Genomic DNA, 14,508 nt, shown 5'->3' with positions numbered 1-14,508 from the left:
GGTGCATTCTAGAGCATTTCAGAATCATTGCAACCCCCAATTCACTATATTTTTCACGTATGTATTTTTTATAAGCGTTTTTGCTAAAAAAATTGCACTTTTACCTATTTTTTAAGCATTTTTTATAAATATTTAGCAAATAGTCGATATTTAATTAAGTAAATTTCTTATATCTAGCAAATCTTTTTCAGCGCTTTTAAGTCTAATAAAAGTGACTTTGATTGTTTATTAATCATTAGTCTACTTTTCTGCCTCAAAGCACATCATTTTTTTGTGTCATCATATCGATTCAAGCTTCATAGACTTTTTTAGCGTGCATTTTTATATTTCCCAGCATTCTTTTAACGTTCATATGCCAAATGTTGCATGACTTCCAAGATGACTTGTTGCTTTCCACTGAAATCCTCGGCAGAAAATAGCAGCTTTGCACGTCGAGGGAGTTGTTCTCGTACCAATGCAAATAGTTGGTACTGTGCTGCGATATCCAAATCATGTAATTGTTGCTGCGCCTCACAAAATAATGCTCGCTTATGCTGTGTGGTTTGGTAGTCAAATAAATATCTCAAGATTCGATCGATCTGTTCATCATGATTATCGGTATTGTAATACGCCATGCTGTTGCTCTTTTTTGATTTTTGACCATTGTTCCATAAGGCCTGTTTTTGCAAAAATCATTTTAATTACATGCTTAGTCATTTTTGCTGATAAAAATACAGCCTATTTTATTTGAATAATCACTATTAACGATCACAGTCATAAAAAGCCACTATTTTTGGGCTTTAGACGCATAGAGCGCAGGCTGCATTTCACGTACACTCTTTTTATTTTTTAGGTGCAGGATGCCAACACAGTTTTTTCCACGCTTATTCTTACTATTAAGCGGATTAGGATTATTGGCTTTTGGTGTCGTACTCTCTATACATTCAAATTTAGGGACATCCCCTATTTCTTCGGTGCCCTACAGCTTTAGCTATATCTTTCCACTCACCGTCGGCACATTAACAGTATTAATGCATATCGTCATGATTTTGCTGCAAATGCTGATCTTAAAATCACGCTTTCAGTGGATACAGTGGTTGCAATTACCTGTGGGAATTTTATTTGGTGCATTTATTGACGGTTTAATGTGGCTCACCCAAGGCTGGAGCATAGAAAGTTACCCACTTCAACTCTTGGTTTGCTTGGCAAGTTGCCTGATTACCGCTTTAGGTGTGAGCTTAGTGGTCAAAGCCAGTCTAGTCCTCTTAGCCGCAGAAGGTCTCTATCAAGCCATTGCTGTTCGTTATCGCCTTGATTTTGGCAACTGTAAGACCTATGGCGACATTGTCTTGGTCAGTATTGCGGTTATCAGCAGTTGGTTGGTCTTACATCAAGTCATCGGGGTACGTGAAGGCACCATTATTACCGCACTTTTAGTCGGGACTTTAGTCAAGCGGATCTTACCTAAATTAAGCTTCATTCAATTTGGCTCTAAACCCTAAAATAAAACTCAATGAACATCTGTCTAAGTAGAAACATTTTAAAGCTCGATTGAATCGGGCTTTTTTTTGGCGCGGTTAAAGTCTTTAATACAGAAATAAATGTGACTTTTGAAAGGAATAGCTCAATTTTACAAATAAAAAAGGGAAAGATCTCTCCCAAAATCTTTCCCTTAGAATTGAATCTTTAGTCGATCCATCGTGTAATTATTATAGTTATCTGTTTACTTCACTAAAAAAAGAGTCCCTTGGGGAAGAGACTTATAAAAAGTGGAGTTATCGTTATGTACCCTCTAGATGGTATATATCTCTCTAGATGAATAAATCTTATACATAAAATTCAAGAAATGCAACACATTTGGCAAAATTTAAGTGTTGTTTTTATAAGGTTTTTTTTGAATTTGCTTATTTATATTATTAATATATTAATTGGTAAAAAAAAGCAGGCCGAAGCCTGCTTTTAATTCAATAACTTAACTAAAAATTCAAGAATTTATTAGTCGGTAAAAGTTACTTTTGCGATCGCTTTTTTGCTCGCTTGGATGATCAAAGTTTTGTTTTCTGACACAGCATAACCTGCATCAACCACTTCCCAATCCACTTTCACCGCGCCACGACCAATTGCATCTTTTGCTTGAGCTGCATTTTTAGTCAAGCCCGCTTCACGCAAAATAGAAGTAATGAAAATCTCACCACCAAATGCGCCACGAGAAATCGTCACTTCTGGTGTACCTTCTGGAAGTTCACCTTCAGTAATCAAATTACCTGCACCTTTGTGTGCATTTGCCGCAGCTTCTGCGCCATGGAAACGCTCAACCAATTCAAGTGCAAGAATTTTCTTCACTTCTTGTGGGTTACGACCTTCAGCCACTTCTTTAAGCAACTGTTGAATTTCTTCAATCGATTTAAAGCTCAATAAGTCAAAGTAACGTTCGATCAAATCATCTGGCATTGAAAGCACTTTTTGGTACATCGCACCCGGTGCATCAAATACAGCAATATAGTTACCCAAAGATTTAGACATTTTATTTACGCCATCTAAACCTTCAAGAATCGGCACAGTAATGCACACTTGAGACTCTTGGTCATAACGGCTTTGTAATGTACGACCCATCAGCAAGTTAAAGGTTTGGTCTGTACCCCCCAACTCTACATCCGCTTCTAGCGCAACTGAGTCATAACCTTGCACCAATGGATATAAAAACTCGTGAATCGCAATCGGTTGATGGCTGTTATAACGTTTAGTGAAGTCATCACGTTCCAACATACGTGCCACAGTTTGCTGTGAAGCCAACTGAATCAAGTCAGCAGCAGTTTTTTGACCAAACCACTCTGAGTTGAACACAACTTTAGTTTTCGCAGGGTCAAGAATCTTAAACACTTGTTCTTGATAAGTTTTAGCATTTTCTAAAACTTTTTCACGTGACAACGGTGGACGCGTAGCACTCTTACCGGTTGGGTCACCGATCATGGCTGTATAGTCACCAATCAGGAAGTAAACTTCATGACCTAAATCTTGGAAAACTTTTAATTTATTAATCAGAACCGTATGACCTAAATGTAAATCAGGTGCAGTCGGGTCAAAACCCGCTTTAATTTTTAATGGGCGATTCTGCTTTAATTTCTTAAGAAGATCTTCTTCAGAAATAATCTCATGTGTGCCTCGTTGGATGAGGGCAAGTTGTTCTTCAGCCGGCAGGAAATTTGACATCACAAAATCCAAATAGATCAGTTATACAATTTGTGCGATATACTAACACTTTTTCAGCACATTGCAGGCTTAAGAATCATCATGACAGCGATCTACATTGGGGTAATGACCGGCACAAGCATGGATGGTGTCGATATTGTTGCTGCTTCTTTTGATCCTTTAGAGATTCATGCGACGCTCACACTTCCCTTTGACCCAGACCTTCGTGATGAACTAATGGCTCTCACCTTGCCTGATGACAACGAAATTGATCGTATGGGTAAGGCAGACGTAGCTTTAGCTCAAATGATCGGTCATGGCATCAATGAGTTGATCGAGAAGAATCAGCTAGATCGAAGTCAAATCAAGGCGATTGGCTCACATGGACAAACCATTCGCCACCGCCCTGAACATGGTTTTACCCTGCAAATTGGCGACCCCAATATTATTACCGAACTCACTAAAATCCCGGTGATTTCAGACTTCCGCCGCCGTGATATGGCTGCGGGTGGTCAAGGCGCACCTTTAGTTCCTGCGTTCCATCAAGCGCTTTTCCAACATGACACCATTCACCGTGTGATTTTAAACTTGGGTGGCATTGCCAATGTCAGCATGTTACCTGCAGGTCAACCTGAAGCCGTGTATGGCTTTGATACAGGACCTGCCAACATTTTAATGGATGCTTGGTGCGAACGTTATACTGGTCAGCCCTATGATGAAAATGGGAACTGGGCAGCTTATGGTCAACCTATTCGCAGTCTGCTCGACCGCTTACAAGCACATGAGTTTTTCTCTAAAGAACCGCCAAAAAGCACAGGTCGTGAAGACTTCAATCTAGAATGGTTAGATGAACAGATTCTCGATTGGCGTGGAGATCTCGAATATGACGAACTCGAAGATACGCCAGAAAACATTCAAGCAACCTTAATGAAACTCACCACACGTGCTATTAAAAAAGCCATTTATCGTTCTGACATGGATACTGGTGAAGTCTATGTCTGTGGTGGTGGTGCATACAATTCGCACCTTTTAGAACAACTGCGTTGGCGTCTACGTAAACATGAATGGACGGTGCAAAGTACCGCAGATTTAGGCTTAAGCCCAACATGGGTGGAAGCGACGGCCTTTGCTTGGTTGGCGATGCGCTTTGTCAATCAGCTTAGTGCAAATTTACCAAGTGTGACGGGTGCTGCTGGCTATCGTATCTTAGGTACAATCACTGCGGTTTAAGAGTCAAAAACATATAAAAAAGGTCTGCAATTGCAGACCTTTTTTATATAGACAAGCTTTTATATATATTGACTACTATATAAAAAGCATAGCTCAAACTTAATTCATCATTGCCTTGGCATGCTCATTACGAAATGCCCGTAAAATCTGCTGTCCTGCCCGACCTGTTGGACTTAAACCCAGTCGATTTTGCTCTTGTCGAATGGCTTGACGGGTTTTATCTCCAATTAATCCATCAACTTTACCAATGTCATAGCCACGGTTAAGTAAAAATTGTTGAATCTCACGTCGTTCCGCACGTGAAGTCCCAGGATCATCGGTTGGCCATGTCGTACTAAAGCCACCCTTGCCTTGCAAGCGATCGGATAAATGCGCAATCGCTAATGCATAACTCTCTGCGGCATTGTAGCTATAGATTGCATCGAAATTTTTAAACACCAAGAACACAGGCCCACTTGCCCCAGCCGGTGCCATTAAACCTGCTTGGCTCGATCCAGAAAGGTTGCCTTGAATTAACGGCGTACCATCGGCACGCTGCAAACCACGATTCATCCAGCTGTCTAATGACTTTTTATTACGGCGACTTTCTCCACTGATCGACATGCCATCCGGAATTTTGACTTCAAAGCCCCACGGCTGACCAGTTTGCCAACCACGCTTTTTCAGGAAGTTGGCTGTAGATGCCAACGCATCCGCGGTACTCGACACCAAATCACGGCGGCCATCACCATCAAAATCCACGGCCAGTTCTTCATAGGTACTCGGCATAAATTGGGTATGACCAAATGCACCTGCCCACGAACCTTTCAATTGTGATTCATTTAAATCACCACGCTGCAAAATCCGCATGGCAGCAAAAAACTCACCACGGAAATAGCTTTGACGGCGCCCTTCACAACTCAAAGTGCCCAATGACTGCAATAAAGGATAGCTACCCGCAATATCACCAAAATTACTCTCTACACCCCAAACCGCGACCACGGTTTCAGCAGGCACACCATAAGCCGCTGCGACACGGTTTAATACATCACGATGCTGCGCCAATTTCTGCTGACCCAGTTGTACACGCTCTTCATCTACCAGACCGGACAGATAGTCCCAAATCGGAGTTGAAAACTCAGGCTGATAGTTGAGCTTTTCAATCACAGAATAATCAGGTGTTAAATTTTGTGTATAGCGATCATAAGTGGATGCACTCACACCAGCATTCATTGCTTGCGAGCGCAAATTGGCTAAACAACCTTGAAAGTTATTTTGTGGTGAAATGCTGCTTGTTGTAGGCATGCTCGACGCATTGACAGACTGACCATTAATAATCAACTCGGCATTTGCCTGAGTTATTGCCAATAAAGCAGTCCCGAAAACAAATCCTAAGTGATGCTTCATACCCTAGATCTTTTTTGAATTTAAATTGTTGTTTTAACAATAGCAGCTCAAAACAAAAGTTAAAGGTTCAAAACGTAAATTTAAATTCATATTTTCTACTTATTTAAATTCATTTTTAAAATTTGAATTCAAAAACAGTTATCCACAGCCCAGTTTTAAATTCATTCCAGCTCAAACCGTGGTTTAAATTTAAATTCAAAACTTTTAAATTTAAAAATAAATCGCATACATAAAAAGTTATCCACAAATGCAAAATGGGGTAAAAATTCATTTTTATTATTAATAATCAAAATATTATAGGTTTTAAAATATACTCCCTATAGATCCAATAAGTCTGAGCAACTTTTAAATTCAAATTTTAAATTTAAACACGGCGAAATGAATTCATTTTTCAAATTTGAATTCATAAACTTTGAATTCATTTTTTTCGTATAGGATTTTTTGAATTCAAACTCATAGTTTGAATTCAAAAACACAATTTAAATTCAAAACGCTTTGGTTATTTTTGATTTTGATTCACACACATCACAGGCTATTGATACACAAAAAATAATACGAAGATTAACGCAGAATATTTATAAACGAACGAACACTTTATGATCAATAGTTTCTTATCGTTTCAGCGATAAACGGTGTGATTTTGCAAAGAGGCGCAATGATGCCCGAACTACAGCAATAAAAAAAGCGGCCATGTGCATGACCGCTTTTTTATCATTCAAACACAGGTTTAAATGGTCATATCTTCGCTAAGTGCCAGTGGATTCGGCAAAATTTTCGCCAAAGCACGGCATAAAGCTGTTAATTCAGCAGTATCGTTCGGCATTAAAGTGATGTGACCGATTTTGCGGCCTTCACGCTCTGTTTTGTTATACAGGTGCAAATGCGCGCCATTCAGTGCCAATACATCTTCAGACTTCGGATGTTGGCCAATGATGTTTACCATGACCGTTGGACGAACAACTTCAGTCGAACCCAAAGGCAAACCTGCTACAGCACGAATGTGGTTTTCAAACTGTGAACACACTGCACCTTCAATCGACCAATGCCCCGAGTTATGCACACGTGGCGCCATCTCATTGGCATATAAGCCTTTATCTGTCACAAACAGCTCTAGCGTCAAAACACCGACATAATTCAAATGATTGAGCAGGCGAGTAATGTAATCTTGCGCAACTGGTTGTAAGTCTGCACTGTTTGGTGCAGGCACAATCGAATGCGACAAAATGCCGTTGTGGTGGTGGTTTTCCGCCAATGGCCATGTTTTCACATCACCATCTTGACCACGCACCGCAATGATTGAGACTTCACGTGAGAAGGTTACAAAGCTTTCCGCGATCAATTCACCTGCAGGGCCTAGTTCAGCCCATGCTTGATCCATTTGCTCAGCGCTACGTAGCACAAATTGACCTTTACCGTCATAACCGCCACGCGATGTTTTCAGTACGATGGGTAAACCCAACTCAGCAACAGCAGCTTGTAAACCCTCGAAAGATGTCACGGCCTTATAAGGTGCAACTGGGATAGCCAATTCATCAAACAAAGCTTTTTCAGACAAACGATGCTGTGCAATCGCTAAAGCTTGGCGCGGTGGGTGCAATGCTTTGTTCTTAGTCAACACATCAACATCTGCTAACGGAGTATTTTCAAACTCTAAGCTGAAAACATCTGCGCTCTGAATGAAATCTTGCAAACCATTTTCAGCTTGAGTCGAAATCACTGGACCCAGCGCTGCAGAAGGGCACTCAGTACTCGCTTCAAAGAAGGTGCATTGAATGTTTAAAGGCAATGCCGCTTGCGCCATCATGCGACCCAACTGGCCACCACCAAAAATACCAATGGTTTTATCCATGAGAAATGCCCCTTAATTAAGCTTGACCCGGAATATTTTTACTCGCCACTTTATCGGTTTGCGCAGCGCGGAAATCTGCAACATTTTTTGCGATTTCAGGACGCGTTAAACCTAAAATTTGTGCCGCCATGATCGCTGCATTGGTCGCACCCGCTGGGCCAATCGCCAAAGTACCAACTGCAATACCTGCTGGCATTTGCACGATAGACAGTAATGAATCCACGCCGTTTAAAATTGATGATTTTACCGGTACACCAAGTACAGGTAGGTCAGTCTTGGCTGCACACATACCTGGTAAATGCGCTGCACCGCCAGCACCGGCAATAATCACTTGAATACCACGATCACGTGCGGTTTCAGCATATTCGAATAATCGATCTGGAGTTCGGTGTGCAGATACAACTTCCGCTTCAAATGGGACGCCAAGCTGTTTCAGCATATTGGCAGTGTTTTCTAGCGTTGCCCAATCCGATTGAGAACCCATGATAATTCCAACGAGAGGAGTGTCTTGTGAAGCGGCCGCATTCATTGCAATGTTTCCAGAGATTAAAGTAAGAGAGAGTAAATCTCGACTAGAGCCAAGCTTTAATAAGAGCCCCATATTATAGACTGAAAATTCATCTCAATAAAATTTAACGGTTGTCTTTAAAGAGAAAACTCCATAATATTTTGATGAAAATATTTTTATTTTTTTCAATTTTATAAAAACTTTTATTAAATCAATATTTATAAGACACTTTAAACATGAAACAGATGTTTATCCTACTTACTCTAGCCCTAAGCTCTCCGAGTTTTGCCCAACTCGTTCAACTCAATACAAGCCAATTTGAAAAAGACTTTAACCTCTTACAGCAACAAAAAGGCTATAACGGCCAAATTAAGAGTAATGGCTACATCCACGAAAAATTTTTAGTCACCGGAAAATCGATCATTGATGAACGTAAGCCGGTCAAGATGACAGGCTATTACAAAGCAGATGATGGCCGCGATAAAATGTATTCAATTTCAGAATATCGTGTTTATTGTGATGACCAAAGCTATGGTTTTGCTCTCATGAACTTTGAAGCAGACGGTCAAATGACTGTACTGACCAGTGAGAGTGATTATGCCTTTGACTATGAAGATCCCACTCCACGAGACCGTGAGTTTAGTAAAGTCCTCAAAAATGCCTGCAAACACGCCTCACTTAAATGATCAGAGCCATGCAGCATTGGATCAGTTAAGCACTGCGAAACACGAAATAGACACATCCAAAAAGGCATAAACCTGCCCACAAATAGTCCAACTTAAAGGGTTGTTTAAAAAGGAAAATCATAAATGGAACGAAGACCAATAGCGTCACGACTTCTTGTGTGATTTTCATTTGACCCAAAGACCACCCATGTTTGGCCAACAGTCGCGTTGCTGGGATCATAAAACTGTATTCGAGTAACGCGATCGCCCATCCAAATAAAATCGCTTGCCAAAGCGGTGCATCATGTAAAAACTTCAAATGCCCATACCAGGCCAAAGTCATAAAACAGTTGGAAATAATCAATAAAAACAGGGCAAGTGACATAAGCAATCAAGATCGCAAAAATTTGCGCATATTGTACGTTTTTCATCACGATTTCGCGCCTATTTTCCGTGTTTTTATCCTCAAGAAAATTGCGTACATTTGATCAGTTACGAGCTCAATCTTTTTGCACGATCTCATACAAAAAAATCTATCTTTTCCCTAAGACCCTTGCTATGGTTGCTCTCAAATGAAATTAACCTTTTCAACCAAATCTATAATGACAACACCACAATAACAAAGTGATGTGTCGATAAAAGCAGTGGAGTTAGAACGAATGCATCTGCATATCTTGGGTATTTGTGGCACCTTTATGGGTTCATTGGCACTCTTGGCGCGTGATTTAGGACATAAGGTCACGGGTTCAGACCAAAACGTTTACCCACCAATGTCTACCCAATTGGAAAATGCAGGCATTACCTTAATGCAAGGCTATGACCGTAGCCATCTTCAACCACATCCAGATCTCGTGATTGTCGGCAATGCCATGAAACGTGGCATTGATGCAGTGGAATACATGCTGAACGAAGGCCTGCCTTATATTTCTGGCCCACAGTTCCTTGCAGACCACGTCCTACAAGGCAAACATGTCTTAGGCGTTGCAGGCACACATGGCAAGACTACAACCACAACCATGTTGGCATGGGTGCTCGATCAAGCGGGTTTAAACCCAGGTTTCTTGATTGGCGGAGTACCTTTAGGCTTTAGTGAAAGCGCACGTTTAGGCGGTGGTGAATATTTCTGTGTAGAAGCCGATGAATATGATTCGGCATTTTTCGACAAACGTTCTAAGTTTGTGCATTACCATCCTAAAACAGCGATTTTAAATAACCTTGAATTTGACCATGCCGATATCTTCGAAGACTTGGCTGCGATTCAAAAGCAATTCCATCATCTAGTGCGTACTATTCCAAGTGAAGGCCGTATCATTGCGCCCATCACTGAAACAAATATTGATGAAGTCTTGGAAATGGGCTGCTGGACACCTGTAGTGCGTACATCTTTAGATGCCAATGAAAAGTCTGAACTGTACGCAGAACAACTATCGAACGATGGTTCTCACTTCAAAGTATTACAACACGGTGTGGTAAAAGGCGAAGTCAAATGGAACATGACTGGGCAACACAGCGTAGCCAATGCTTTAGCAACCATTGCTGCGGCTGAACATGTCGGTGTTTCGATTGAAGCAGCGTGTGAGGCGCTTTCGAACTTTGGCGGTGTAAAACGTCGTATGGAGCTTTTGGGTACTGTACGTGGCGTTGAAGTTTATGACGACTTTGCACATCACCCAACTGCAATTGATACCACACTGGAAGGTGCACGTAAGCGCTTGGGTGAACGTAAGCTTTGGGCGGTAATCGAGCCACGTTCTAATACCATGCGCATGGGTAGCCATAAAGATGGGCTTGCACATTCTGCACGCTTAGCAGATGAAGTGATTTGGTATCAACCTGAAGGTTTGGATTGGGATTTACAACCTGTGATTGAAGCTGCTGCGAATAAAGCTGTGGTGGCTCGTTCACTGGATGAGATCATTCAAACCATCGTAAGCGAGGCAGGCGAGGGCGATGCTGTGGTGATTATGTCGAATGGCGGTTTTGGTGGTTTACATCAGAAGTTGATCAGTGCATTAAAAGCCTAAACCCACTAGATAAAATAAAAAAAGCCCGATGCGCGGGCTTTTTTTATTCACACTCAGCTTAAAAATAATTCTGATAGCCTCGGTTTTTATAGCCTAAATCCAGCTTAACGGGCTGTTCAACATTCTCTAATCTTAACAAGGTTGTTAAAAACGCCTGAATTTGTTCTAGATTGAGCACGTCGGGTTGAAAGCTTGAATGTCCAAAGCGCTGAAACAAACTAGCAATTTCACTATGTCGGTTGACATATTTCATCGACCATTTTGAAAAATCGATTTGATCAATAGTTTGATCAGGATAACGCACAATATCCCGATGGCGAGTATCTTTCGCAATATGCTGAAAAAGCTGTTCGAGAGCCGCTTGCTCACCTTGCAAGCATTGGAAGAACCGGCCTTCGGCATAGTACAGCACGCCAAAAATACGCTGTTCGGTATTGAAGCTGCGGGCTCTCACCAAAATATCACTTAAATCTTGTATTAAATCAAATTGTTGTTCTACACGTGTACTGGCATAACAGAGTTGTATCATTGTGTTTATTCTTAAAGTATTAGTACGATTTTAACGTAGAAAGTTCTACAGGATGAGTAAATATTTGTATATTTTTTAATCAAATGTGCTTTTTAACTTACAACAGAAAACCAAGATCACGTATACCGATATCACCTTCATTTTTTTAAACTTATACATATTAAAACAATGAAATTATTTCCATTTGAAGATGAATAAAGAGGCCGACCATGCTTAAAAATTTAATCATTTTTTTATCGATCACTTGTGTATATTTTGCTGCCTTGATCGTACTGAATAATTTTGGCGTTTCAGATTTTTTTAATGTTGTTATTTGCTCATTTATTTTAGGAATAATACTGCGTACTGTGATTCCTCACTATCTCATTTATTTACTGATGATGATGACTATTGGCAGTATTTATTTTGTACTGAATGACTTTGCATTATTAAATATCATGTGTTTAAGCTTATTTTTAGGGATATCAAGCTGCTCGATCTTATTGCAGTTTTGGCCAAATCTTTTTAAAGCACCTTCAACGCTGTTAAAATTAAAGCTCAATTAAATACAAATTAGCTTTTAAGTTTTTTTTAAAATTTCATAATGATAGAAAAGCCCGCATCGCGGGCTTTTTTAGGCTTGAACATCGGCTAATGTCTTGTCTCGGCGAAACATCACCTCTACATAAGAACAGGTTGGAATAATCTTTAAGTGTTTATCACGAGCGAATTCCACCAAATGATCCAATAACACACGAGCAACCCCTTGCCCACGTAAGGAATCATCTACCCACGTGTGATTTGCCACAATGGTGTGTTCATCACGCCATAGATAACTCATTTCTGCGATGCGAACACCCTCAGCATTTAACTGAAAAAATTCACCTTTTTGACCGTTATCTTGATGTTGCATAGTCACTGTTTTTTCTTCCTTTTTATGAAAAAATACACCGTGTAACAAACGAGAAAGTGATTGGTACAGAACTTAAACGACCTATATTCAACTGTAGGTGATAATAAATCCGTACACCTTTCACATTAATTAAAAAACAATTAAATCACATTTGCCGGATATTTTTATTATGGACCTTTATATCATCGCCATCTTTGTATTACTGATTGCTGCAGCATGCTTGGTTGTATCGCTGTATAAATCACGATCTTAATTCAATTTCACAACTGGATTTCAAATAAAACAGCCTGATCGCCATACCATTAGGCTGTTTTTATTTATCCAAATGATTAATCCACATCACGCTATACAATTTAGCGTATTAGCGTAGAACATCACGAATCGATTCATCTTTATCAAATACAGATTTTGCAAAAGGGCAGAGTGGAATAATTTTCACGTTCTTTTCCCGAGCAAAATTCACTGCTGCATCGAGGAGATGTCGTCCAACACCTTGTCCTCGCAAGCTGTCACTGACATCGGTATGATCAATAATAAATTTATCATCGCCTGCCCATGAGTAAGTCATCTCTGCCAAACGTTCCCCATCTTGCTCAACAAAGAAAGCTCCTTTTTTTTGATCATCATCTTGTTGTACAAACATCTTAAATTTCCTCCATTTTTTTATAAATTGGCATGTAATGCAGGTCAACTCTGTTGTTTTTGTATTAATTTAAACCGCATGCACAGGGCTTAAATCGGTTCCTGCTTGTGTATAGAGCATAGTAAAATAAGCCACTTTATTTATTTGAAGACACTCATGTCTGCCTCTCCCTCCGAAACGGCTTCTTCTGGCTCTTGGACGGCTGTGATTGCTTTGGCTTTCGCAGCATTTATTTTTAATACCACTGAATTTGTACCTGTCGCGTTGCTCAGCGATATTGGCAAAACCTTTAGCTTAGCCGCGACCGATGTCGGCATCATGATTACGCTTTATGCATGGGTGGTTGCGCCGATTTCTTTGCCGATCATGTTATTGACCAAAAATATTGAACGTCGTTCACTCCTGATTTGCTTATTTATGGTGTTTATTGTCAGCCATATTCTGTCGTATTTCGCATGGAGCTTTAATACTTTATTGCTCAGTCGAATTGGCATTGCTTTCTCGCATGCACTTTTTTGGTCCATTACCGCATCACTGGCAGTTCGTGTTGCGCCGAAAGGCAAAGAATTTCAAGCCTTGGGACTTTTAGCCACAGGCACAGCTTTGGCAATGGTTCTCGGTATTCCGTTTGGGCGTATGGTCGGAGAAGCCTATGGTTGGCGAAATACCTTTGCTCTGATTGGCATTGGCGCAAGTATCGTTTGCCTAATTTTAGCCAAAACGCTGCCGATACTGCCGAGTTTGAACTCTGGCTCGCTGAGCAGCCTAAAACAGTTTATTCGCCGTCCAAGCTTAATGATGGTCTTTGCATTAACCATTATCGTCATTAGCGCGCAATTTACCGCATATAGCTATATCGAACCGTTTTCGCTCAACATTGCTGCATTCAGCTCCATGCAAACCACCACGTTGTTATTAATCTTTGGTGCAGCAGGCTTTCTAGGTTCTTATCTCTTTGGAAAATTTGGTGGGAAATATCCCAAAGTTGCGATTCCTTTAAGTACAGCCACACTGGCTTTATCGATGCTGCTGTTGCTTCCTGTTTCTTTGAGTTTTGCAGGTGTAAGTGCAGTGTGCTTATTGTGGGGCATGAGTATCATTGGATTTGGTCTCGCATTACAGTCAAAAACGCTGCTTCTCGCATCCGATGCCACCGATGTCGCCATGGCTATCTATTCAGGACTTTATAATGTTGGGATTGGCGGTGGCGCACTCTTGGGCGGCATGGTCAGCGTACATTTCGGTTTGAGTTATATTGGCGTGATCGGAGGAATCATCGCGGTGATCGGCACACTTTTAGCCTTAGCGTTGGTACACCGTGGTGATTTTAACCCTCCTGTGGCACATTAAATGAATTCGTAAATTGCTGATTGCACTTTGAACTAAAAACTGTCATGCTTTGCCGCATATTTGGACAGTGTCCAAAACAAAATTTGAACAAGGGGAGTAGCCTCCTCCAAACGTAAACCTTGTTTTACGTGTCAGAATATCGTCATTACACTTTGCAAAAAGTCGGTATCTGAGCATCGCTGCTGAAAATCATTACAGTACGATGTAGGCGAGACCTTGATCATGTTGTCTCAGGCGTTTTATTTCGTCTGGCAACTGGTCGAG

The 14,508-nt window shown here is 40.7% G+C and carries 14 protein-coding genes; 5 read left to right on the top strand and 9 right to left on the bottom strand.

Annotated features, from left to right (window positions below; translation table 11 throughout):
- Positions 1-341: 341 nt before the first annotated feature.
- Positions 342-614 (bottom strand): hypothetical protein, encoded by a 273-nt coding sequence (locus FTU22_RS14480; protein ID WP_180042222.1) that lies wholly within the window; start codon positions 612-614, stop codon positions 342-344.
- Positions 615-839: 225 nt separating this feature from the next.
- On the opposite strand from FTU22_RS14480, the gene FTU22_RS14475 reads away from it, so the two are divergent.
- Complete coding sequence (locus tag FTU22_RS14475; protein WP_180095155.1) at positions 840-1,481, top strand: YitT family protein; 642 nt, start codon at positions 840-842, stop codon at positions 1,479-1,481.
- 493 nt (positions 1,482-1,974) lie between these two features.
- Here the strand turns inward: FTU22_RS14475 and tyrS are convergent, their stop codons facing one another.
- Complete coding sequence (tyrS, locus tag FTU22_RS14470; protein WP_171262600.1) at positions 1,975-3,207, bottom strand: tyrosine--tRNA ligase; 1,233 nt, start codon at positions 3,205-3,207, stop codon at positions 1,975-1,977.
- A 63-nt stretch (positions 3,208-3,270) separates the two neighbouring features.
- Here tyrS and FTU22_RS14465 point away from each other — a divergent pair, with 63 nt between their 5' ends.
- Positions 3,271-4,398, top strand: coding sequence for an anhydro-N-acetylmuramic acid kinase (locus FTU22_RS14465; protein ID WP_180095153.1), 1,128 nt, complete (start codon positions 3,271-3,273; stop codon positions 4,396-4,398).
- A gap of 99 nt (positions 4,399-4,497) precedes the next feature.
- On the opposite strand, the gene FTU22_RS14460 is transcribed toward FTU22_RS14465, so the two are convergent.
- From FTU22_RS14460 to purE, 3 genes are all read right to left on the bottom strand, one after another.
- The gene (locus FTU22_RS14460; RefSeq protein ID WP_180095151.1) at positions 4,498-5,784 is read right to left on the bottom strand and encodes a lytic murein transglycosylase; all 1,287 of its coding nucleotides are present in this window, start codon (positions 5,782-5,784) and stop codon (positions 4,498-4,500) included.
- Positions 5,785-6,511: 727 nt separating this feature from the next.
- The gene (locus tag FTU22_RS14455; RefSeq protein ID WP_078194467.1) at positions 6,512-7,633 is read right to left on the bottom strand and encodes a 5-(carboxyamino)imidazole ribonucleotide synthase; all 1,122 of its coding nucleotides are present in this window, start codon (positions 7,631-7,633) and stop codon (positions 6,512-6,514) included.
- A gap of 16 nt (positions 7,634-7,649) precedes the next feature.
- Positions 7,650-8,162 (bottom strand): 5-(carboxyamino)imidazole ribonucleotide mutase, encoded by a 513-nt coding sequence (gene purE, locus FTU22_RS14450; RefSeq protein WP_078189531.1) that lies wholly within the window; start codon positions 8,160-8,162, stop codon positions 7,650-7,652.
- 215 nt (positions 8,163-8,377) lie between these two features.
- Between purE and FTU22_RS14445 the strand changes: the two genes are divergently transcribed.
- A complete protein-coding gene (locus FTU22_RS14445) occupies positions 8,378-8,827 on the top strand; it encodes a hypothetical protein (RefSeq protein WP_180095149.1) in 450 nt (149 codons plus the stop codon).
- 25 nt (positions 8,828-8,852) lie between these two features.
- Here FTU22_RS14445 and FTU22_RS14440 read toward each other — a convergent pair whose 3' ends face one another.
- Positions 8,853-9,191: a DMT family protein gene (locus tag FTU22_RS14440; RefSeq protein ID WP_078189529.1), complete on the bottom strand. Its 339-nt coding sequence runs from the start codon at positions 9,189-9,191 to the stop codon at positions 8,853-8,855.
- Between the two features lie 274 nt (positions 9,192-9,465).
- Here FTU22_RS14440 and mpl point away from each other — a divergent pair, with 274 nt between their 5' ends.
- Complete coding sequence (mpl, locus tag FTU22_RS14435) at positions 9,466-10,830, top strand: UDP-N-acetylmuramate:L-alanyl-gamma-D-glutamyl-meso-diaminopimelate ligase (protein ID WP_180095147.1); 1,365 nt, start codon at positions 9,466-9,468, stop codon at positions 10,828-10,830.
- Positions 10,831-10,888: 58 nt separating this feature from the next.
- Here the strand turns inward: mpl and FTU22_RS14430 are convergent, their stop codons facing one another.
- The 3 genes from FTU22_RS14430 to FTU22_RS14420 form a co-directional block, all read right to left on the bottom strand.
- Positions 10,889-11,359, bottom strand: coding sequence for a BLUF domain-containing protein (locus FTU22_RS14430; protein WP_180085999.1), 471 nt, complete (start codon positions 11,357-11,359; stop codon positions 10,889-10,891).
- Positions 11,360-11,972: 613 nt separating this feature from the next.
- Positions 11,973-12,299 carry a GNAT family N-acetyltransferase gene (locus FTU22_RS14425; protein WP_180095144.1) on the bottom strand — a complete coding sequence of 109 codons (327 nt, stop codon included), beginning with the start codon at positions 12,297-12,299 and terminating at the stop codon, positions 11,973-11,975.
- Positions 12,300-12,612: 313 nt separating this feature from the next.
- Positions 12,613-12,918 (bottom strand): GNAT family N-acetyltransferase, encoded by a 306-nt coding sequence (locus FTU22_RS14420; protein WP_347269446.1) that lies wholly within the window; start codon positions 12,916-12,918, stop codon positions 12,613-12,615.
- A 132-nt stretch (positions 12,919-13,050) separates the two neighbouring features.
- Here FTU22_RS14420 and FTU22_RS14415 point away from each other — a divergent pair, with 132 nt between their 5' ends.
- Complete coding sequence (locus tag FTU22_RS14415) at positions 13,051-14,244, top strand: sugar transporter (RefSeq protein WP_180095142.1); 1,194 nt, start codon at positions 13,051-13,053, stop codon at positions 14,242-14,244.
- Positions 14,245-14,508: the final 264 nt, after the last annotated feature.

Source organism: Acinetobacter sp. YH12076, assembly GCF_013419525.1.
GTDB classification, from domain to species: domain Bacteria; phylum Pseudomonadota; class Gammaproteobacteria; order Pseudomonadales; family Moraxellaceae; genus Acinetobacter; species Acinetobacter amyesii.
The sequence above is the reverse complement of the archived record's forward strand: the minus strand, read 5'-3'. Positions and strand labels throughout refer to the sequence as shown.

Coding starts and splice junctions, on each gene's coding strand:
- FTU22_RS14475 (WP_180095155.1), top strand. CDS start 840: ATGCCAACACAGTTTTTTCCACGCTTATTCTTACTATTAAGCGGATTA.
- mpl (WP_180095147.1), top strand. CDS start 9,466: ATGCATCTGCATATCTTGGGTATTTGTGGCACCTTTATGGGTTCATTG.
- FTU22_RS14455 (WP_078194467.1), bottom strand. CDS start 7,633: ATGGATAAAACCATTGGTATTTTTGGTGGTGGCCAGTTGGGTCGCATG.
- FTU22_RS14415 (WP_180095142.1), top strand. CDS start 13,051: ATGTCTGCCTCTCCCTCCGAAACGGCTTCTTCTGGCTCTTGGACGGCT.
- FTU22_RS14480 (WP_180042222.1), bottom strand. CDS start 614: ATGGCGTATTACAATACCGATAATCATGATGAACAGATCGATCGAATC.
- purE (WP_078189531.1), bottom strand. CDS start 8,162: ATGAATGCGGCCGCTTCACAAGACACTCCTCTCGTTGGAATTATCATG.
- FTU22_RS14430 (WP_180085999.1), bottom strand. CDS start 11,359: ATGATACAACTCTGTTATGCCAGTACACGTGTAGAACAACAATTTGAT.
- FTU22_RS14440 (WP_078189529.1), bottom strand. CDS start 9,191: ATGTCACTTGCCCTGTTTTTATTGATTATTTCCAACTGTTTTATGACT.
- FTU22_RS14460 (WP_180095151.1), bottom strand. CDS start 5,784: ATGAAGCATCACTTAGGATTTGTTTTCGGGACTGCTTTATTGGCAATA.
- FTU22_RS14445 (WP_180095149.1), top strand. CDS start 8,378: ATGAAACAGATGTTTATCCTACTTACTCTAGCCCTAAGCTCTCCGAGT.
- FTU22_RS14465 (WP_180095153.1), top strand. CDS start 3,271: ATGACAGCGATCTACATTGGGGTAATGACCGGCACAAGCATGGATGGT.